Here is a 21051-nt window from a genome sequence, read left to right as displayed (position 1 = left end):
GACCGTCCGCTACGACTTGCGGCGGGGCTTGCCGCGCCGGGGACTCTTGGCGCCCTTCGTGCCCTTGGCGCCGCCGGAGCCGGTGCGGCCGCTCCGGCCCCCTGCCGCGGGCTGACGCCGCGGGGTGCCGCCGGCTTCGGGGCGCTTGCGCTTCGGCTGTTCCGTCGCGGGCGGGGCCTGGGACGTCGTACGGCCCCGGGTGCTGTTGACCGTGCGGCCGCGAACCACGCCGATGAAGTCCTCGACCAGGTCGGTGGTCGCGTCCTGAGGCCAGGACAGCGCGACGCTCGACTGGGGGGCGTCGACCAGGGGCCGGTAGGTGAGGTCCTTGCGGTGGTGGAGCCGGGCCAGCGACTGGGGCACGACAAGCAGGCCGACGCCCGCCGCCACCAGCTCGACGGCGTCCGCGGTGGTGGCGGGGCGCTCGAAGGCCGGCTGACCAGGCGGGTGCTCCCAGTCGAGGACGTCGTCGAGGGGGTGGAAGACGACCTCGTCGGCCAGGTCCTCGGCAGTCACCTCGTCGACCGCCGAGACGACGTGGTCCTTGGGGACGACGACGACCGTGGTCTCGGTGTAGAGGGGGATCGCGCTGAGGACCGTGCGGTCGACCGGCAGCCGTACGAAACCGGCGTCGGCCCCGCCGTCCCGGAGCACGTCGGGGGCCTGCGCGGCGGTCACCGAGTGGAGGGTGAGGGGTACGTCGGGGAAGCGCTCGTTCCAGGTCCGCACCCACTTGGCGGGGGTCACGCCCGGGACGTAGGCGAGCCGGAACGACGGGGGTACTTCCGAGCCTGTCACCAGGCCAGGTTACCGGCCGTGGTCAGCGGCGGTTCACCCAGTCGATACCCTGGGGACCATGACGTCGCACCAAAGCACCCAGACCATGAAGCCCGCGACCGCGGCCAAGAAGCTGGGTGTGTACCTCGAAGCCACCCCCGCCGAGTTCCGGGAGGGTGTCGTCACGCGCGCCGAGCTCAACGCGCTCCAGGCAGACCCGCCCGCGTGGCTCCAGGAGCTGCGGGCGAACGGCCCGCACCCCCGTCCGGTCGTCGCGCAGAAGCTGGGAATCTCCATCGCGGGGCTCGCCCGCGGCGGCGTCACGGAGGCCCTCACCACCGAGCAGATCGAGGCCGTGAAGCAGGAGCAGCCCGAGTGGCTGGTCAAGGAGCGCGCGACCCAGGCCGAGGTCCGCAAGGAGGCGGCCCGTCTGAAGCAGCGGGACGCGGAGCGGGCGGCGGAGCAGTCCTGACCTCGCCGGTGCCGGTGCCGGCACCTGCCTGCCGCTGCCGCCTCGCACCCGTCGCCTTCGCCGTGGCCGGGTGAGGCGAGCCGCCCCCGTGGAGGCTTGCAGCCCGCCTCCGGCCGGCCGGGATCAGTCCGCGGCGGGCCGATCCGGTATCGCCTCCAGGAACGTCGCCGAGGGGACGAAGAAGAGGGTTCCGGTGACCGCCTCCGAGTAGTCGAGGATCGGGTCCGGGCCTGATTCCGGGCCGCCGAGGTACATGTTCCGCAGCATGGTCTCCGGTATTTCGGGGGTACGCGCGTAGGCGATGAAGTAGGTGCCGAACTCTCCGTGCCCCGGCCTGCCGAACGGCATCGCGCCCCGCAGTATCTCCAGCTCCTCCCCGTCCGGGCCGGTGATCGTGTTCACGTCCTTGTGGGAGCCGGGCATGTCGAGTTCGATGTTGGTCAGCTTGGAGCGGCCTATCACCTTCTCCTGGGCCTCGACCGCGAGGGCTTCCCAGGCGTCGACGTCGTGCACGTACTTCTGGACCATCGCGTAGCTTCCGCCGCGGAACGCGGGGTCCTCGTCACCGACGACCGCCACGTCGGCCGCCGCCTGGCCGACGGGGTTCTCGGTGCCGTCGACGAAGCCGAGCAGGTTGCGCGAGTCGAAGTAGGCGAAGGCCTGGACCTCGTCCTGGACGGTGACCGCGCCGCGCAGCCGCTTCATGATCTCGGCGGCCAGGGCGAAGCACACATCGGTGCGGGCGGCCCTGATGTGGAAGAGCAGGTCACCGGGGGTCGACACGGCGCGGTGCCGCGTCCCCTCCAACTCCCTGAAGGCATGCAGTTCTTGGGGACGCGGGTCCCCGAACAGCCGGTCCCACGCGGCGGATCCCACTCCGGTGGCGCAGCACAGACCGCTGTCGGGACTCGGGAACCCGACGGCCCGTATGAGCCCTGCGAGACCGGCGAGCAGATCGTGCACGGCGGGCTCGCCGCCCCGCTCGATCGTCACCACCAGGAAGACGGCGACGGGCGCCGGCGGACTGAGTACCGGTTGTGGCTGTGCATCGACCGACCGCATCGACGACGACGGCATGTTTCCCCTCTCTCACCCTCAAACCCCGCCAACTAACGATGCCCGGCCGAACCGGGAACGATACCCGCCAAAATTCCGCACTCCTGGCGCGTGCGCGGGGTGTGGATGCCCGCCTCGCAGACGAAAACCCGAGTGCGCCCGCTCGCCCTGCTCTGGGACGATCCCGGGATGGTCCACCGCCTCGAACCCCTGGTCATCCGGCACGTCCACCGTCTCCCCTCCCCCGCGGGTCCCGCCGGGGAAGGCGCCGTCGCGGCACGGCAGTTCGACGCCGCGCTCATGTCCGTGGGCTTCAAGCTGTCGGCGGAGCTGCTGGCGCGGCTGTCGGGGCTGTCCGAGGGCACGGTCGTCGACACCGCCGTGCGGACCCTGGGCACGGTCCGCGAGATGGTCGGCGACCATGTGCGGCACAACGCGTACTTCGTCGACTTCCCGGCCAACGTGCCGGACACCTACGACTTCTGGATGCGCTGCGTGGCCGAGGCGCTGGCCGACGATGGCGCACGCCCCGTGGTTCTGGAGCAGCTGAGCGAGGGGTTCGTCAACCTCCTCACTCTGCCGTCGTACGGCCGCTACCAGCACACCTACACCGAGATGCTCGGCCACCACGAGGAGCTGATCGCCGCGGCGGGCGACCGTCTGACGGTCCTGCACCTCGGCGGCGACGCGGACGCCGAAGTGGCCTCCCTGTACCTGGCGTTGGCGGGCAGCAGCACGCCCCTGGGCGAGGAGGACCTGCGCGATCTGCGGGTCCTCGCCGGGCACTGCGTGGACGCTCCGCAGCCCGCGGCGATCCCCGTGCGGGAGAACCGTGCCGTTGTGAACGAGGCCCGGTTGAAGGCCGGTGGGCAGCTGCTGCTGGACACGGTCACCGATGTGCTGCGGCTGGCCTGCGCCCTGTCGGGCGGCGACGTGACGCTGCAGGCGCCGACCCGGTTCCGGGCGCTGTCCCGTCCGGTGCGCCGCGCGCTGCTCGCGGGCCTGGACGCGGTCGTCGCCGCGTCCCCCGCCAAGCTGGCCGACGTGCATGCGCACCGCGAGGCGTGGAAGCGGCTCGGCGAGCGCCTGCACCCGCACGAGTACCCGCGGTGGCCGCACGCCGCCGACGTGTTCGCGGTCGCCCGGCGCGAGAAGGAGGCCCGCTCCTTCGACAGCCGGGTCGAGGAGCTGCTCGGCATGAACGACATCACGGGCGCGGCGAAGCTGCTGAAGTCCGCGCCGGGCAAGCTGTTCCGCTCCCTGGACCGGCTGCTGAGGCTGGCCCTGGACCAGGACGAGCGCCTCGCGGTGGCGTCCGCCGCCGAGGAGGTCGTGGGAGACGTGTCCGGCCGGGTGGTGCTGTCGGTGCGCGAACACCTCGCCAACCGCGCGCAGGACACCGGCGAGCGCCGGGTCTTCGTGAACCGGCTCGGCCGCGCCTGGGTCACCGAGGACGACCGTCCGCCCGTACTGCCGCCCGAGCGGGAGCGCCTGATTGCGGCGCTGGACGCCGAGATACGGCGGCGGCTGCCGGCCCCGGGCCATCTGCTGATCGACCCGGACGTGCTGGATGTGGCGCTGCCGCTCAGCGGCCGGGCGTCCGCGGCCGGGCTCGGCGTGCTGCCGCGTGGCTCGCTGTCTCCGGTGGACGGCGAACTGCTGCGGTTCTTCGTGTACTGGAAGGAGGCCGACCGGCGCACCGACTACGACCTGTCGGCGTTGATGCTGGACGCCGAATTCGCGACGGTCTGCTGGCTGGCCTACACCAACCTCAAGGACCTGGAGGGCGAGCACTCCGGTGACATCACCGAAGCGCCCGACGGCGCCTCGGAGTTCATCAATCTGCGCCTGGGGGCCGTGCGCGGCGACTTCATCGTGCCGCAGGTGAACATCTTCGCCGGGGAGGGCTTCGAAGAAGTCGAGGAGTCGTTCTTCGGGTTCATGCTGCGTGAGGCCGAGCAGCAGGGCCGCCCGTTCGAGCCGCGTACCGTGCGCATGAAGTCGGAGCTGCGCGGACCGGGCCGGGTCGCGCTGCCGCTGGCGTTCCTGCGAGGGCCCGATGGCCGGTGGCGTGCCAAGTGGCTGCATCTGTACCTGCGGGGGACGCCGGCCGCCAACCGGGTCGAGGAGAACCGGGTGTCGGTCGCGACGCTGCTGCGGGGCATCGTGGAGCGCGAGCAGCTGACGGTGCGCTATCTGACGGGCCTGATGGATGCCACGACCACGACCCTGTGGGACGGCGAGAAGGTCCCCGACGATCCGGTCACCTACATCGGGCTCCAGCGGCCCGACGGGCTGCACCCGGACTCGCGCGTCCTGACCCCCGAAAATCTGCGCGACCTGATCCCCGCGTGACTGTTAGAGTCGGCCGTGGCGAGGCCATGAAGGGACTTCCTTCTCAACTCCTTCTTGAAATAGTCCTTTCGCTTTCCTCGCCACTCAACTCTTCCGTCAGCTGTCGTAGTCCACGGTCAGTGTCTCGGAGACCGGGTACGACTGGCAGGTCAGGACGTAACCCGCGTCCACCTCGGCCGTCTCCAGCGCGAAGTTGCGGCGCATGTCCGCCTTGCCGTCGGTGACCAGCGCACGGCAGGTGCCGCAGACGCCGCCCTTGCAGGCGAACGGCAGGTCGGGGCGGGTCCGTTGGGCGCCGTCGAGGACGGTCCGCTCCCTCGGCAGGGCAGCGGTGGTCGACCGGCCGTCGAGGGTGATCGTGACCTGGCTGACGGGCCCCTGCGGGCCGCTCTCCTCGTGGACCGCCTCCCGTACGGGCTCGTCGTCGGCGTAGAACAGCTCCTGATGCACCCGCTCGGTCGGCACCCCGAGGCCGGCCAGCACCCCCTGCGCATCCCGGACCATGCCGTGCGGGCCGCACAGCCACCAGTGGTCGGCGCTCTCCACGTCGACCAGCGCGTCGATGAGCGTCGAGAGCCGTTCGGCGTCGATACGTCCCGACAGCACCTCGGCCTCGCGTGGCTCGCGGGACAGCACATGGGCGAGCTGGAACCGGGCCGGGTACAGGTCCTTCAGGTCCGCGAGCTCGTCGGCGAACATGACCGTGCCGCTACGGCGGTTGCCGTAGAGGAGGGTGACCGTCGAGCGGTCGTCGGCGGCCAGGACGGACTCCGCGATGGACATCATGGGCGTGATGCCGGAGCCCGCCGCGATCAGCACGTGATGGCCGTGCGCGGTGAGGTCGGGGGTGAAGGCGCCGGTGGGAGCCATCACCTCGACGGTGTCGCCGGGGCGTACCTCGCTGACGAGCCAGGACGAGAACAGGCCGCCGGGCACGACCCGGACGCCGATGCGCGGAATCGACCCGACGGGCGAGCAGATCGAGTACGACCGCCGCTCGTCCCGCCCCTCGATCTCGCGCCGCAACGTCAGTGACTGCCCGGGCGCGAACGCGAACTCCTCGGCGAGCTCCGCCGGGATGTCGAATCCGACGGCGACCGCGTCCGCGCACAGGGGCGTCACGGCGGCGACGCGCAGGGCGTGGAAGGCCGGACGGCGGCGGGGGCGCGGGCGTACCGACGCAGCCGTCGGTTCTTCCCTCAGGCCTTCCATTCAGATCTCCTTGACGTACTCGAACGGCTCGCGGCAGGCGCGGCAGCGCCACAGCGCCTTGCAGGACGTGGCGGCGAAGCGGGAGGTCTCCTCGGTGTCCGCCGAGCCGCAGCGCGGGCAGGTCACCGCGTGCCGGGTGGGTGACAGCACGAGGGCGACGGGGCCGGCGCCGCGCGGGGCGGGGCCGGGCGGCGCGATGCCGTGTTCGGTGAGCTTGCGGCGGCCGGACGGGGTGATCCAGTCGCTGGTCCACGGCGGGTCGAGGACGGTGCGGATCTCCACGCGCTCGTACCCCGCCTCGCGCAGGCGGGCCGCGACGTCCGCCCGCATCTCCGCCATCGCCGGGCACCCCGAGTAGGTCGGGCTCAGGCTGGCGACCACCGTGCCGTCCTCGGTCAGCTCGACGTCCCGCAGGACGCCCAGGTCGGCCAGGGTGAGCATGGGCAGCTCGGGGTCCGGCACCTGGTCGGCGATGCGCCGGGCGCGCCGGGCGTCGAGCAGGGTGGTCACCATGTCGCCTCCGGGTGGGCGCGGGCGACGCCCTGCAACTCGGCGAGCAGGGGGGCGAGATGCTCGGTGTGCTCGCCGTCGCGGCCGGATCCGGGCAGCGGCCGGTACACCGGCATGGGCAGTCCGGCGGCGTGGGTGACCTGGCGCAGGACGGTCACGACCTCGTCGCGGACGTCGTATGCCGTGAACAACTCGCCGAGGTAGGGGGCCACTTGCTCCTGTGCGCGGCGCATCCGGCGGTGCGACTCCTCGGTGCCGTCGCCCAGGCGTACCGCCCACTCCGCCGCGTACTGCCGGTGGTAGGCCAGCTCCTTGACGCCCTTCGTGGCGATCGCCGCCAGGACGGGGTCCGGGTGCGACGCCAGCCGTTCGAAGTGTGCGAGGCGCCAGCTGGAGAACATCAGCAGCCGGACGATGGAGAACGCGAAGTCGCCGTTGGGCAGTTCGGTCAGGCGTACGTTGCGAAAGTCGCCGGCGTCGCGGAAGTAGGCGTAGGCGTCCTCGTCGCGTCCGGTGCCGTCGGCCTGGCCGGCGCGGGAGTAGAGCAGGCGGGCCTGGCCGAGGAGGTCGAGGCCGATGTTGGCCAGCGCCACCTCCTCCTCCAGCTCGGGGGCGCGGGTGACCCACTCGCCCAGGCGCTGTGCCGCGACCAGGGCGTCGTCGGCCAACGCGACGCAGAAGGCGGCGAGTTCACCGGCGTCGATGCCCTCGGGCACGGTGGTGTCGACGCCGTGCAGCGGGTCCTCGAAGCCGGTGCCGTACGCCCAGCGGGTGTCGTCGTCGTGTCCCTCGGCGAGGGTCATGTAGACGTGGTCGTCACTCATGCCCTCTCCTTCAGATGTGCGGGACGTCGTCGGGGATGTCGTAGAACGTCGGGTGGCGGTAGACCTTGTCGGCGCTGGGCTCGAAGAACGGGTCCTTCTCGTCGCGGGTCGAGGCGGTGATGTGCTCGGACCGCACCACCCAGATGCTGACGCCTTCGTTGCGACGCGTGTACAGGTCGCGCGCGTGGGTGAGTGCCATCCGGTCGTCGGCGGCGTGCAGCGAGCCCACGTGGACGTGGTTCAGTCCGCGCTTGCCGCGCACGAACACCTCGTACAGCGGCCAGCTCTGCTTGTCGGCGCTCATGCCACCGCTCCCTTCTCCGCACGGGCGGCCTGCTTGGCCGCGTGGGCGGTGGCCGCCTCGCGGACCCAGGCGCCCTCGTCGTGGGCGCTTCTGCGCCGCTCCATACGCTGGTCGTTGCACGGCCCGTCGCCCTTGATGACCCGCATCAGCTCGTCCCAGTCGGGGGTGCCGAAGTCGTGGTGCCCGCGCTCGGCGTTCCAGCGCAGCTCCGGGTCGGGCAGGGTCACGCCGAGCTTCTCGGCCTGGGGGACGGTCATGTCGACGAAGCGCCGGCGCAGCTCGTCGTTGCTGTGCCGCTTGATCTTCCAGGCCATCGACTGCGCGGAGTTCGGCGAGGCGTCGTCGGGCGGGCCGAACATCATCAGCGACGGCCACCACCAGCGGTTCACGGCGTCCTGCACCATCTCGCGCTGGGCGTCGGTGCCGCGCATCATCGTCATCAGCAGTTCGTAGCCCTGCCGCTGGTGGAAGGACTCCTCCTTGCAGATCCGCACCATCGCGCGCGCGTAGGGCCCGTACGAACTCCGGCACAGCGGCACCTGGTTGCAGATCGCCGCGCCGTCCACGAACCAGCCGATCACGCCGACGTCGGCGAAGCTCATGGTCGGGTAGTTGAAGATCGACGAGTACTTCTGGCGGCCCTCGATGAGCCGGTCGGTCAGGTCCGCGCGGTCGGCGCCCAGGGTCTCCGCCGCCGAGTACAGGTACAGGCCGTGACCGGCCTCGTCCTGGACCTTGGCGAAGAGGATCGCCTTGCGGCGCAGGGACGGGGCGCGCGTGATCCACTCGCCCTCGGGCTGCATGCCGATGATCTCCGAGTGGGCGTGCTGCGCGATCTGCCGGATCAGCGTCTTGCGGTAGCCGTCCGGCATCCAGTCGCGCGGCTCGATCCGCTGGTCGCGCGAGATCGTCGCATCGAAGTGCTCCTGGAGCGGCTCTTCGGGGGGCGCCTCGGCGGAGTGTGAAGTCGTCATCGATTCCCGCTTCCCAACCGACCATTCGTTCGGTATCCAGTGTGACCTGTTTCCGCCGGTGGAGCAAGACCCTTCCGGCGCGTGAAAACGGCCCAGGACACCCCCGCGGGGTACCTGGGCCGTATCAGCGCCGGTCGCAGACCGTCACACGTTGGGCACCTTCAGCTTGTCCCAGCTGACCTTGCCGGGGATGCCGTCCGCGTCCTTGCCCTTGAAGCCGAGCTTCTGCTGCCAGGCGGCGTAGGAGCGGCGGTCGGCCTCGGTCCACTCGGGGCTCGGGCCCTCCTCGTAGCGGCCGCATCCCTCGGCGACCAGCCGGCGGCCCATGGCCGTGATGATCGGGGACTTCTGGCCGACGTGGAAGAAGCCGCTGCCCGGGAACGGTTCCAGCTTCGGCTTGGGCGCCGGCTTCGGGTCCGGGTCGGGCTTTCCTCCGCCACCCTTCAGCCGCTCCGCGATGCGCCCCCGCATACCGTCCATCGTGAAACCGCGCGGGTCGGTCTTGCCCGGCTGCCACTCCTTGTGGCCGATGACCGAGCGCTCGCTCCAGCCGTGGTGGCGGCAGATCGCGGCCGAGACCTTCTCGATGGCCTCCTTCTGCGCCTCGGGCCAGGGATCCTTGCCGTCGCCGAGGTTGATGCACTCGAAGCCGTAGAAGTGCGCGTTGCCGTCGGTGTCGGCCTCGTTGTCGTGCGGCAGCTTCGACTCGTTGATCACGGCACGCAGGACGTCGCTGTCGCCGAGGCCTGCGTGGTTGGCGCGGCCGTTGCCGACGAGGTGGATCTCGCCCTTCTTGTCGATCACGCCGTGGCACAGCGGGCCGGGCAGGCCGGAGTAGCCGTTGTAGCAGATGCTGACCGACGCGTCGGTGCCCTTGGTGACGGTGTGGTGGATCATCACGCCGTTCACCGGGCCCCAGGGGCCCTTGCTGTTGCGGTTGTGGGTGCGCCAGCTGCGGACCTCGTGGACCTTGAGGCCCTCCGCACGCAGTATCTCGACCATCTTTGACGCGCTCAGGGGCTTGGCCATTACTCGTCTCCTTCCGCCGCGGCCTCTGCTTCCGCCGTGGTCTGCGACCTGCCGCCCGACGGGTCCTCCGCCCGCTGCTCCTCGCGGCGCGCCTGCTCCTCGGCCGCGAGCGTCGCCTCGTCGGCGGCCGGGATGCTGCCGGCCAGCGGGTTGAAGGCGAGGCGCAGATCGACGGTGCCGCCCTCGCCCTTCACCAGGGCCAGCGGCGCGAAACCGCGGACGATGCCGGAGGGGCCCCGGAGCAGCGGGCGCCGGGCCGCGTCGGTGGGCCATTCGACGCCGCCGGTGGCGGTGCGGGCGGGGATGATCCAGTGGTCGCCGGTGCGGTAGGTCGCGCCCTTGGCGAAGTACACCTCGACGCCGTCCTCCAGCGGCAGCCACTCCCCCTCCGACACGGGGACCGCCCCGCCCTTCAGGGCAGTCGTACGGCCCTTGCGCCTGGGTCCCCCGTGGTGGTCCCAGCGGCGCAGGAACGGGTTGAGGTGGGGCAGCCGCCCGACGGCCGGGTCGGGCTCGGCGGACAGGCGGACCCGGCGGCCCGGCAGGTCCAGCTCCTCGACCCGCAGCAGGGGCAGCGGTTCGAGGCGGGAGGCGTACGCCGTGTCCGTGAGCTCCACGTGGTCGCCGACGTCGAGGTCCAGCTTGTCGTCGTGACCGAGGGAGGCCAACTGCACCCAGGTGCCGTCGAGTTCGTCGACCGGGAAGACCACCGAGCCGTTCTCGCGGGACCACTTGAAGGTGGCGTCCTTCGCCTCGCCGCCCGCGTGCACCTCGACGCGGTACAGCTGGTTCTCCTGGCCGCGATAACGGGCGTCCGGCTTGACCAGGCAGGGGTCCTCGTCGGCGTGGTCGGGCCGCTCGCTACGGGCGGCGAGCCGTGCGGTGGACGAGGCCTGCTTCTGCGCCCACTTGTCGAAGGCGGCCCGCACGACCTCCTTGGACGGGTCGGTCTCCTCGATGTCGAGGGCGGCCAGCGACAGCGGCAGCACCTGCCAGACGACCTTGACGCGGGCCGCGGTGTCCGGCATCGCCGCACCGAGCGCGACCTCGCGCAGGGCGGGGTCCTCGGCGGCGGAGACGGTGCGCTCCCAGACCTGCAGGTGGACCACGAAGGGTGTCTGGGCCGGCGAGGGCAGCCGGTCGCCGGGCTTCTCCGGGTCGCGGAAGCCGTCGGGCTGGTCCCAGTAGGTCCAGTGCGTGGGCGGGGCGGCGGTGTCCTGTTCCTCGGCGTCGTCGTCCGGGACCGGCACGCCGGGCGCCGGGCGGGTCGCGTCCACCAGGATGCCGTCGACGTAGTAGCGGCCGCCGTGGATGTGGAGCGTGTCGATGTCGTGCTTGCCGCCCACATAGTCGATCTTGAAGCCCGCGGCGTCGCGCGGCCCGCCGTGCCGGCCGATCAGGTCGGCGGCGAGGGTGCGGGCCTGGTGGAGCTGGATCGCGGTCTGCTCGTTGATGTCGGCGTCGAGCTGGACGCGGCCCTGCTGGGCGACGACCGCCGAGTAACGCCGCTCCGGGCGGAACGTGAGGCGGGAGAGGTCAGCGTGCATGAAGGGGGTCCCCCTGGTTCAGGAAAGTGCGGGTAGGGCTTGGGGCGGCGGCGCGCGCGTCGCCATGCATGTCCGGAGTCACGCCACGGGTCATGTCTCGCCTCACGTCACGAAGAAGATCCCGGCGTCCGTGCCCGCCGGGGTGTACTCCGCGAGCCGTGCCCTGAGGCCGTCCTCGCGCTGCGGCCGGTACAGGTCGTGGAAGGCGCCCATCTCGGCGCCGTCGTCCGAGCCGCGCCGGATCTCCTGCGCGCACCGGTCGGCGAGCAGCCCGTACCAGGGCGTCCCGTAGCGCTCGGAGGTGAACAACGGCCGTACCCGACCGGCCTGTTCGGGCCCGGCGAGGTCGGGCTGGCAGCGGTACCGGCGCGGGGTGCGCGACCCGGCGGGCACGGACGAGTACCGCAGGCAGCCGATGCCGCGCCGGGCCACGTGGAGCCTGCCCGTGAAGATCGAGTTCTCGGCGATCTGCACGGCGTGCGTGAAGATCTCGCCGATCACGGTGGTGCGGTGCAGATGCAGCACCGCATGCGCGTGGCGGCAGTCCGGCGCGGACAGGGCCTCGCGGCCGGGCCCTGTGGCGTCGAGGATGCTGTCCCGCAGATGGATGTCGAGGGGGTCCTCGCTCACCTCGTCGCCGATGACCTCGATGGTGCCGAGGATGCTGTGCTCGATCTGGAGGCACGCCGTGGTGCGCTCCAGGACGATGCTGGGCTCCTCCGGCGAGTGCGGATCGCACTCCGGCTCCAGCGACCAGCCGGGCACGAGCGTGGAGTGCCGTACGACGACCGCGCCCATGGGGCCCGTGACGTTGATGCCGCGTCCGGCGACCAGCAGGCCGTCGAGCACGATGCGCGGACGCTCGTGCGGGGCGCAGTCCTCCGACACCGCACGGATGTTGAGGGCGTCCGGGCGGTTGCTGTACCAGTCGAGGAGCCGTATCACCGGCCGGGTGCCCTCGGCCGCACGGACCTCCAGGCGGTCGCCGGGGTCGAGGTCGAAGTCCAGCTGCTCCTGGTAGGCGCCGCTGTGCGTGATCTCGATGACGCCGGCGGGGCCGGTCCGGTCGGCGCGGCGGTCGTGCTGCCAGGCCCGGTAGGCGTCCATGATCTGGCGGTACGGCTGTCCGGGGCCGACCCGGTAGACCTCAGCGTCGGGACGCGGCTCGCGGTCCGGGCGGTCGTACTCGCCGCCGCCCATGTCGGCGGCGGACCCGTAGTGGTAGTCCACCCACACGCCCTGCCGGGGCGCCGACCTGGACCCGAAGGCGATCCGCCCGAGCTCCGGGTCGACGGCCACCTGGCCGCGCTTTGGCCGATACCGCCACTCGGACAGGTCGGCGACCACGATGTCGGACGGCGGTACCGGCTGGTCCTCGCCGTCGCGCCGGATGACGAGGCTCTTGCCCGGGCCGTAGTAGTCGGCGAGCCGGTCGTGGAGCCGGCGGCGCGTGACGAACGCCGGGACGTTGTCGACGGTCGCGATGTGCGTGGGCGACGGCTCCGGGAACGGCTTGGTGACGAGCGGGGTGTCGTTGCCCAGGATCGAGAAGGTGTAGAGGTTGCGGGCGCGGTCGATGCAGTACGCCGGGGACTGCGTGAGCGAGTGCGCCTTCAGCCGCCACACGAACAGGGCGACCCCGGCCGGAGTCCAACCCCCCTGCCGGTGGCGTGAGTTGGCGCGGCGGACGTCGACCGTGCGCGCCGTCGCACCGAAGGGGCCGCCCGCGAGGTCGAGGGCCGCGTTGTCGCGCAGGTCGACGAGACGCCCGCGCTCGCCGCGGTGGACGCCTGTGTCGCCGTGGAGCTTCACGGGCTGGGTGTGGGAGATCTGCCGGGACAGCTCCACGGCGCGGGCGGGCCAGCCGGTGACGCGCTCGGAGAGTTCCTCCAGGAGGTGGAGGGTGCCCTTGCGGCGGCGGTTGGCGACGGTCGCGGCCACGTCGGCGCGCGGGGCGACCGCCTCGGCGAGCGCGGCGCGGCCGCCGTCGTGCAGGCCGGTCGTGAGAACCCGTTCGTAGCCGGGCAGGGTGCGATAGCCGACCAGGTCGCCGAGGTACGGCAGCACCCAGGGCGCCGCCGTCTCCACGAACAGGTCCTCGTAGCCCTGCTCGACGCCGTCGCGCACCCGGTCGAGCTGCTCCGCGATCACCGCCAGCAGTGCCCGCAGCGCCTCGCCCTCCTCGGCGTCGCGCAGCAGGTGCCAGCGGGGCAGCAGGGCGGCGAGCCCGTCCGGCTCCCTGGACGTGGTCGCCGGGGTCGTCGTCTCGAACTGGACGTCCGGGGACATCACTTGACCTCCGTCAGAATCAGGGTGTCCGCGGCCTTCGGCGACAGCAGCGCGAGCTGGGCCGGGCGGATACCGCGGAAGACGAACACCGAACGGCCCTTCGCCAGGCGCCGGGTGTCGGTGATGTCGGGGTTGAGGCGCAGGAGTTCGGCGAGCGGGACGGCGTACTTGGCGCAGATCCCCGACAGCGTCTCGCCGCTCTCGGCGCGGACCGTGTGAACCTTCTCGTCGTACGTCGCCGGGTACGCCGGGACCGATGCCCTGGGCGGTCCGGGCTCGGTCAGGATCTCGGTGAGCTCCTCGGGGGTGGCCGACGCGGGGACGCCGGTGAAGACGTCCACGTCGACATAGTCGACGCCGGGCACGGAGTGGGCCGCGGCCAGGACGTCCGAGAGCCGGACCGGTCGGCCCAACTCCCGCCCCTCGTAGCCGAGCCGGCCGAGCAGTGCCTGGCGCAGGCGCGGCTCCACGACCTGCCAGGCGTGGTCGGGGGCCACCTTCACCTTGGCGGCGAGGAGCAGCAGGACCAGCTCGCGTGCGTCCACCCGGACCGGGAGGCTGCCGTCCCCGTACTCGGTCAGCGCGCCGCGCAGGGCCCTGAGCGTGTCCGAGTCGCCGTCGATCGGCACGTCGTCCGTGCCCGCGACCGTCACGTGCAGCACGCGCCGCCGCCCGTCGAAGAGTTCGCGTGCCGAGGCCCGGCCGATGCCGGCGCGGGAGCGGGCGAAGTCCTCGTAGTCGGACGCGGAGACCAGGCGGTCCAGCGCGGAGACGGCGAGCGGGACCGTGCGACGGGTCAGGCCGGGGCCGTCCGCGTCCGCGCCGCCCTTCGCCGGCCGCGGGTTGGTCACCTGGGTGACGCCGAGCGGCCGGGTGAGGGGCTGGCTGATGCGGTCGGCGGCGACGTTGGCGGCCTTGCCGGTGCCGAAGCGGTAGCGGGCCCGGATGTTCTCGTGGCCGGACGGCAGCCGGGCGCCGTTGACGCCGTCGCCGAAGGTCACCGTCGTACGGCCGTCGGAGGTGGAGCCGGTGATGTAGACACGCTCGCCCGGGCCGCGCCCGGCGAGGCTGTCGACCTCGTGCCAGAGGACGCCGTCGACGCGGACCTCCAGCACCGGGGTGGCGCCGAGGGGGTTGTCGTCGGCGAGCCAGGTCAGCGGGGACTGCCAGAGCGCGAACGTCTGGTTCACGCGGCCGGAGTCACCGCTTCCGATGGCCTCCTCGCGGCTCTCGCCGTGGGTGGCCTCGACGACGTTGCCGAGGATCCTGACGGTCTCGCGGCGGTAGCGGTGAGCGAGGCCGGCGGTCAGGGTCAGCCGGGTGTGGACGTGGTCGCCGGGCAGTTGCGGGTCGACGGCCGGGTCGGCGGCGGCGACGGTGACCACCTCGGTGGCCTGCACGCCCGCCGTGCCGGGGATGTCGCTGCGCTCGCCGGTCACGACGAGCGTACGCCCGGCCCTCAACCCGTCGTACAGCTGGGCGAGTTCGATCTCGTTGCCGTGGACGTCCTCGCCGAGGGGCTCGTCCGCGAGACGGAGCGGCTCGCCGGCCGCGTGGACGGTGGTGTCGCGGATGTGGGAGAGCAGGACGTCGAACTCGTCCAACCACGGTGCGGCGAGGGTGAGTTCGGTGCCGCGGCCGGTGATGCCGTAGTTGGTGTACGCGGCCGTACGCGCCGCGACGACCTGGGTGGTGACGAACGCGAGCCCGGTGTCGCCGGGTACGCCGTCCTGGGTGCCCTTGGCGGGGCGCTGGATCGCGACCCAGCTGCCGACCGTGATGCCGGTGTGGACCGTGTCCAGCTGGAGGACGCGGCGGTTGAGGGGCTCGGGCTTGCTGGCGATCACGACCTCGACGTTGGGCTCGGTGGTGCCCACCGTGTACTTGAGGCTGACCTCGTACTCGCCGTGGGTGAACTGCTCGTTCGTGTTCGGCCGCAGGGCGATCTGCTCGGACGTGCCGTTGTGGACCCCGACGTGGACCAGGCCCTCGTCGTCCGGCCGGGACACGAAGAGCGTGCGCTCGGGCAGGCCCGAGTGGAGGCGGGCCGTGACGCCGGGCTCCTGGGTGTCGGCGGGCCGCCGGTTGAGCCAGTTGAGATCGCGGTCCTGGCCGGAGCGCACGGACAGCTCGACCTGGCCCGTGCCGAGGGGGAACCTGACCGGCTGGACGACCGGGAGGTTCTCGGCACGCTGGTCGGAGCTGCTGCCCTCGACGTACTGGAACTCCGCACGGACCGGCGTCCGGCCCGCCGTGTCGTACACGACCCGCATGCTCGCCAGCACGGCGCCCGTGAGCGGCCAGTCGGCGGTGCGGATGACCCGGCCGCGGTCGTCCTGGACGGGCTTGAGCGGGGCCGTCGCGCCGAAGGGGGCGGCCGTGACGCGCATGGCGAGCAGTTCGCGAAGGAGCTGCGGGGTGCCGGGGGCAGCGGCCGTCCGCCAGGCCGGGTAGAGGGTGCCGAGTCCGGGGTTCAGGGCGGAGAGCAGCCGCGCGGTGTCGCTGCCGGGGCGCTGGATGCCGGTGCCGCCGCCCCGGGGGGCGGGGGTCGCCGCACGCAGGGCGGGCAGGACGGCGCCCAGGGTTCGGAGCGCGGCGGCGCGGGGTTCCACGCTGCTCCTCAGGGTCGGCGTCCGCTCGCCCTCGGCAGGCTGCGCCGGCGCCAACTCCATGGCTCGCTCGGACAGTTCGGCGAGCACCGCCTCCAGCTGCTCGAACCAGGCCGCCACGTCCTCGTAGGGCTCGGCCAGGACCTGTGCCTCGCCGAGCCGTGCGACGGGCTCGGCGAGACGGGCCGCGAGGCGCTCGGGTGTCTTGATGCCGTCCAGGTCGTCCCGCAGCGGCGCGAGGACCTGGTCCTCGAAGTCCTCGATCAGCCGGCTGACGGGCCGGGGGTTGGGGACCTCGGGCGTGGGCGGCTCGTCCCCCGGCTCACCCGGGGTCTGTGGGGCCGCCGTCCAGCGCCGTACCTCGTCGACGAGTTCCTTCAGGGACGGCGGGGCCGACTTCGGCAGGGAGATCGCCGTGATCTCGTCCTCCCGGTCGACGCGCGCTTTGGCGACCGGGAGCAACTTGCGCTCGCCGCCCGCCTGTTCACCGAAGACGAAGAGCAACTGGTCACCGGTCTGGAGGGAGTTCGCCGTGCCTTCGACGAACAGCTCCGAGCGGCGCTCCAGGTCCTCGGGCGTGACGAGGGAGGGGCGCCGGCGGCGTACCTTCAGCTCGTTCCAGTCCCAGCGGGCCGTCAGGTCCCGGCTCGTCTCGAAGGTGAGGGACTGCTCGTCGGCCGAGGCGGGCACGCTGTGGCTGCGGGCGCCGCGCGGGATCAGCACGGGCAGGGCCTCGGCGCGCGGATCGCGTTCCAGGGTGTACGCCAGATGCGTGGCGGCGGCGACGCCGGGGCGCGGGCGGTGGCCGACGAGGCGGCCGAGCAGGACCAGGGAACGGTGCTCGTTGGCCGTGCGGATGTAGGCCTCGTCCGCGATGCGCTCGGAGTGGAAGGTGAGCAGATCACCGAGGACCGCGGTGGCATCCAGCAGGCCGATCGCCGGGTCGTCCGGGGTGCGCACGGTCAGTCCGTTGAGGGCCGGGTACGCCGGTGAGGCGAGGCGGTCGAGCAGGGCGGCCAGGAAGGAGCCGTACTCGCCGACGCGGTAGTCGAGGGCGGTGCGGCCGGGCGGGTTGTGCACGGGGGCCGGGGCTAGGCGCTCGTCGTGGCCGCCCCGGCAGGCACCGCCGCAGGTGCACTCGTCCGTGATCGTGCCCCCGGTCATCCTGTGCTCGCTCATCGGGCACCTCCCAGGGAAATCGCCAGCCGGCCGTTCTCCGGCCGGTCCGGGTCGTTGTCGCAGATGGCGATCTCCAGCGGGCCGAGCCGCAGCACGCCGTCCTCCTTCTCTCCTCGGTCCGGCTCGAACAGCCGTTGCAGCCGGGTGACCTGGACGCTCTCCACGCCGGACACGGCCGCCGCGACGGCGACCAGGCGGCTCAGCCGCACCGGTTCGCCGAAGGTCAGCGCGTCCGGGTGGAAGAAGCCCCGCACACCGCGACCGAGCACGCGGTACAGCTCGGCCAGGATCTGCCCGTGCTGGTGGCCCGGCTTCGCGCACACGGTCAGCTCGATGTCCAGCGGGACCGGGCGCGCGGCACCGACGACGACGTCGTGGCCGATGCGCCGGTACGACTCCAGGGACTGGGCGACCGAAGTGAGCAGCTCGGCCGACGGGGCGCCGGTGCCGTAGGCGTCGACGGCGACATGCGCCTCCTGGACGCTGCCGGTCCAGCGCAGCTCCGCCGCCGCGCGCTGGACGCCGGGCAGGGCGGAGGCGAGGGCCGCGTAGTCCTCGGCGGTGACCGCGCGCAGCCGGGTGCGGCGCAGGTCGAGGGGCGCCAACTGGCGTACCTGCTCGACGGGTTCGGGTGCCGTGCCGCCGACGGCCGGCAGCGGGTTGCGCACCACTGCGGCGGGCGGCGGGTCGCAGTCGGCCTGGACGACGAGGTGGTTGATGGCCTCCGCGCCGACGTTGCCGGCCTTGCCGCCGCCGAGGCGGTAGTGCAGGGCCAGCCGCGATCCGGGCATCGGCCTCGCGCCGTGCCGTCCGTCACCGAAGCGCAGGCCGAGGCGGCCGTCGTCCTCCAGCTCGCCGACGAAGTGCCGGTCGCGGGGGCCGCTGGCCAGCAGGTCGCGGCGCGGCTGCCACACGGCGCCGCCGTCACCGTAGCCGCCCTCGTGGGCGCGTACGGCGGGCAGGGCGTGACGCGGATCCTGCGCGAGCGCATCGGTCGCGGAGCCGCGCAGCACCGTCTCGTCGGGGTGCAGCCCGGTCGCGTAGGCGGGGCCCCAGCTGTGTGCGATCTCCCAGGCGATGTGCCCGTCGAGCACGGTGCCGGCACGGGCACGTGCCGTGAGGACCTCGACGCGGCGCACCTTGGCGTCGAGCAACTGGTCGCTGCGGTACAGGAGTTCACGCAGGGCGCGGACAGGGTGGCGGTGGAGTTCGATGTGCTCCAGGATCCTCAGGCCGAAGATCACCGTGAGTTCGTCGATCTCCCGCTCGGAGAGTCCGTCCCGGTCGCGGGCGCTGCGCCACAGCTCGACGAGGCGCTGCCGGACCCGTTCCGGGATCGCCGCGATCCGCTCGGCCTGCCCGGCCGCGACGGTGGCCGGCTCGGGGAACGGCACCGTCTGCGCGATGGGCGCGCGACCGAGGACGGGACGGAAGCGGGGCTGGATCCCCGGGTAGACGGACTGGGCGAGGAGGGTGCGCAGGGCGGCTGCCTGGGCGTACGCCGTGCCGGGCACGACGCGTTCGTGGCGCTGGCCGGCGCGTTCCAGGCCGAGTCCGGCGCGGTTGGTGACCGACTCGCCGACAACCTCGAAGAGCTCGCGGATGTCGTCGGGGGTGAGGGCGTCACCGGATTCCGTGCGCTCCGTGAGGGAGTTGATGAGCCGGGCGGGGGCGTTGCCCTCGTCGCGGTCGTAGCAGCCGAAGGCGGGCAGGTCGCAGGGGGTGACCTCGGCGGGGACCTGCGGGACGGTGAACGTCTCGGGGAGCCCGTGCAGGGTGCGGCCGTGGTCGACGAGGACGACGTTGCCGCGCGCGAGGGCCACGTCCTCGACGGGCAGACAGTCGCGGCCGCCGCGGGTGGTGAGGCAGAGCGGGAAGCGCAGGGCGTCCGCGGCGGCCCAGGTCACCTCCAGCACCGGCTGGTCCTCGATGCGGTCCACGGCCGGGGTGACGGACGTCAGACGGACGGCTTGGCGATGGCTCGGGTCGGCGTCACCCGGGGTGCCGGTGCGCGGGCCCTTGACCTCTTCCAGGACGAGCACGTCGCCGGGCCTGAGGTCGAGTCGGCGGTCCCGGCAGGTCTCCGGGTCCACCCACGCGTCGCGCAGGGTCGCGGAGGTGGCTCCCTTGGACAGGGTGCACACCTCGCCGCCCCAGCTCCACAGGCGGATCGCGTTGTGCGCGACGCGCAGTTCCAGCGGGTCGGCGGTGACGACCGGTTCGAAGACCTCCACCGAGCCGCGCTCGTCGAGGTCGCCGAGGTCGGTCTCGTCGATGACCGTGCCCGGCTCGGGCCGGTCGTGCGGGTCGAGGGTGCGGACGTCGACGGAGGCGAAGCGGTACGTGCCCGGCGCGAGGGTGTGGTCCCCGGCGGTCTCGACGGCGACGTACGCGCGCGCCGCACACCCGTCGTGCATCGCGTAGTCGATGAGCCGGACGTGCCGCCGTACGGAGACGCGGCGGCGTGCGGTGTCGAGATAGGCCTCGGTGGCGACGGCGTCCTGCTGGTAGCTGATCTGGTCGCCGGTGTGGGCGAGCAGTTCGACGAGGGTCACGCCCAGGTCGGCGGGGTTGCGTTCGACCCAGTCCGGTGTGGTGAGCGCGAGCCGGTCCAGGAGCAGCTTGCGGATGGTGTCGTAGTCGCGGGCGGTGTAGTCCACGACGGGAGCTGCCGGAAAGTCCTGGGCGTGCTGCTCGACTTCCTTGCAGTCGAAGGGAGTCGGGCAGTCCGGCCGGAACGCGAAGGTCGCGCTGTGGTAGCGCTGGTCGAAGCCGCGGTACGGCTCTGTGCCGGGCCGTCCGTACGGGTCGGTCTCGACGAGGGAGAGCCGGTAGCGGGAGGTGTCGCCGGCCCGGTCGAGGGTGACGTAGAGGCGGTCGTCGAGCTCGGGGTCCTCCTCGCGCTCCACGCTGACGTCCACGGCGGTGATGCCGGTGATACGGCGGCCGCCGTCGATGCGGACGTTCTCGGGGCCGAGGCCGTGGGGGGCCTTGCCGAGGAAGGTGACGGTGAGCAGCAGGCCGTCGTCGCCGACCTCGACGGCGTCGATGCCGCCCAGCTGGGCGGCGCGTACCTTCGACCGGCGGGAGGTGGTCGTGGTCGTCCCGGTCATGCCGTGGCCCTCCCTTCGAAGACGTCGTCGCGTCGGGCGCCGTCGGCGCGTATCGCGTACGACAGGTACACGCGGACGACGTTGTCCTCGCTGACCACGTCGAGGGCCTCCACGTCGATGAGGTCGCCGAGCCAGCGCTGGAGCGAGGCCTGGACGGAGAGTTCGAGGGTGCTGATGAGTTCCGGGCTGGTCGGGGCGAAGACCAGGTCGAGGAGCCCGCAGCCGAAGTCGGGCCGCATGACGCGCTCGCCGGGGCTGGTGAACAGCAGTTGCTCGATGAGGTCGTGGACGTGCTCGCCGCGCGTGGCGTGCGCGGTACGGCCCCGGCGGTCGGCGCGGAAGGGGAAGGCGATGTCGGAACGGGGCCTGGTTCCCCGGCTGGTGGGGCTCATCGGACAGTGACCTTTCGCTGCGCGACCTGGACGACGGGCGGTCCCTGCGGCACGAGGGCCGCCGAGAAGCACTGGGCCGCGGAGGTGTCGAGCAGCACGGGCGCGCCGTCGACGGTGATACCGGAGCCGTCGGCGGTCCAGCGGACCGTCACGCACGGCGAGGGCACCCGGTTCACGGTGTGCGGACAGCCGGTCACCACGTAGCTGTGCGCGGCGGTGGCAGCGGCGGCGCCCGCGAGGCGTACGCCGCCGGAGGATGTGGTGGCGGGCGCGACGCGGCCGCCGTGCGGACAGCCGATCACGGCACCGGCGTCGAGCAGAGTCCCGGGCATGGTTCGTGGTCCCCCGTATTCCTTCGTCGCTTTCATGGCTCTCGTCGCGTGCATCGCGGTCATCGCGGTCATCGCTG

The 21051-nt window shown here is 72.5% G+C and carries 16 protein-coding genes; 2 read left to right on the top strand and 14 right to left on the bottom strand.

Going from position 1 to position 21051, the window contains the following annotated elements; translation table 11 throughout:
- Positions 1-9: 9 nt before the first annotated feature.
- Entirely contained in the window at positions 10-798 is a 789-nt protein-coding gene (locus OHT51_RS37610) for a LysR substrate-binding domain-containing protein (RefSeq protein WP_328883361.1), read from the bottom strand.
- Positions 799-856: 58 nt separating this feature from the next.
- Between OHT51_RS37610 and OHT51_RS37605 the strand changes: the two genes are divergently transcribed.
- Positions 857-1249 (top strand): DUF5997 family protein, encoded by a 393-nt coding sequence (locus OHT51_RS37605; RefSeq protein WP_328883360.1) that lies wholly within the window; start codon positions 857-859, stop codon positions 1247-1249.
- Positions 1250-1372: 123 nt separating this feature from the next.
- Here the strand turns inward: OHT51_RS37605 and OHT51_RS37600 are convergent, their stop codons facing one another.
- Complete coding sequence (locus OHT51_RS37600; RefSeq protein WP_328883359.1) at positions 1373-2326, bottom strand: Dyp-type peroxidase; 954 nt, start codon at positions 2324-2326, stop codon at positions 1373-1375.
- A gap of 168 nt (positions 2327-2494) precedes the next feature.
- On the opposite strand from OHT51_RS37600, the gene OHT51_RS37595 reads away from it, so the two are divergent.
- Positions 2495-4660, top strand: coding sequence for a TerD family protein (locus OHT51_RS37595; RefSeq protein ID WP_328884566.1), 2166 nt, complete (start codon positions 2495-2497; stop codon positions 4658-4660).
- A gap of 96 nt (positions 4661-4756) precedes the next feature.
- On the opposite strand, the gene paaE is transcribed toward OHT51_RS37595, so the two are convergent.
- From paaE to OHT51_RS37535, 12 genes are all read right to left on the bottom strand, one after another.
- The gene (paaE, locus tag OHT51_RS37590) at positions 4757-5872 is read right to left on the bottom strand and encodes a 1,2-phenylacetyl-CoA epoxidase subunit PaaE (protein ID WP_328883358.1); all 1116 of its coding nucleotides are present in this window, start codon (positions 5870-5872) and stop codon (positions 4757-4759) included.
- Positions 5873-6385, bottom strand: a complete 513-nt coding sequence (paaD, locus tag OHT51_RS37585; protein WP_328883357.1) for a 1,2-phenylacetyl-CoA epoxidase subunit PaaD — start codon at positions 6383-6385, stop codon at positions 5873-5875. It abuts the gene before it with no gap.
- A complete protein-coding gene (gene paaC, locus OHT51_RS37580; RefSeq protein WP_328883356.1) occupies positions 6379-7206 on the bottom strand; it encodes a 1,2-phenylacetyl-CoA epoxidase subunit PaaC in 828 nt (275 codons plus the stop codon). Before paaC ends, paaD begins: the two co-directional genes overlap by 7 nt.
- Before the next feature lie 10 nt (positions 7207-7216).
- Positions 7217-7510 (bottom strand): 1,2-phenylacetyl-CoA epoxidase subunit PaaB, encoded by a 294-nt coding sequence (paaB, locus tag OHT51_RS37575; protein ID WP_328883355.1) that lies wholly within the window; start codon positions 7508-7510, stop codon positions 7217-7219.
- Positions 7507-8484, bottom strand: coding sequence for a 1,2-phenylacetyl-CoA epoxidase subunit PaaA (paaA, locus tag OHT51_RS37570; RefSeq protein WP_328883354.1), 978 nt, complete (start codon positions 8482-8484; stop codon positions 7507-7509). The genes paaB and paaA overlap by 4 nt, the downstream gene beginning before the upstream one ends.
- Positions 8485-8628: 144 nt before the next feature.
- Positions 8629-9513 (bottom strand): peptidoglycan-binding protein, encoded by an 885-nt coding sequence (locus OHT51_RS37565; protein ID WP_328883353.1) that lies wholly within the window; start codon positions 9511-9513, stop codon positions 8629-8631.
- A complete protein-coding gene (locus OHT51_RS37560; protein ID WP_328883352.1) occupies positions 9513-11060 on the bottom strand; it encodes a DUF6519 domain-containing protein in 1548 nt (515 codons plus the stop codon). The genes OHT51_RS37565 and OHT51_RS37560 overlap by 1 nt, the downstream gene beginning before the upstream one ends.
- Positions 11061-11162: 102 nt before the next feature.
- Positions 11163-13349 (bottom strand): hypothetical protein, encoded by a 2187-nt coding sequence (locus tag OHT51_RS37555; protein WP_328883351.1) that lies wholly within the window; start codon positions 13347-13349, stop codon positions 11163-11165.
- Positions 13349-17137 (bottom strand): putative baseplate assembly protein, encoded by a 3789-nt coding sequence (locus OHT51_RS37550; RefSeq protein WP_443052646.1) that lies wholly within the window; start codon positions 17135-17137, stop codon positions 13349-13351. Before OHT51_RS37550 ends, OHT51_RS37555 begins: the two co-directional genes overlap by 1 nt.
- Positions 17134-20250, bottom strand: coding sequence for a putative baseplate assembly protein (locus OHT51_RS37545; protein ID WP_328883350.1), 3117 nt, complete (start codon positions 20248-20250; stop codon positions 17134-17136). Before OHT51_RS37545 ends, OHT51_RS37550 begins: the two co-directional genes overlap by 4 nt.
- On the bottom strand, positions 20247-20642 hold the full coding sequence (locus OHT51_RS37540; protein WP_328883349.1) for a GPW/gp25 family protein: 396 nt from the start codon (positions 20640-20642) through the stop codon (positions 20247-20249). Before OHT51_RS37540 ends, OHT51_RS37545 begins: the two co-directional genes overlap by 4 nt.
- Positions 20639-20974 (bottom strand): hypothetical protein, encoded by a 336-nt coding sequence (locus OHT51_RS37535; protein ID WP_328883348.1) that lies wholly within the window; start codon positions 20972-20974, stop codon positions 20639-20641. Before OHT51_RS37535 ends, OHT51_RS37540 begins: the two co-directional genes overlap by 4 nt.
- Between the last annotated feature and the right edge of the window lie 77 nt (positions 20975-21051).

The organism is Streptomyces sp. NBC_00299 (assembly GCF_036173045.1).
Classification (GTDB): Bacteria; Actinomycetota; Actinomycetes; order Streptomycetales; family Streptomycetaceae; genus Streptomyces; species Streptomyces machairae.
The sequence above is the reverse complement of the archived record's forward strand: the minus strand, read 5'-3'. Positions and strand labels throughout refer to the sequence as shown.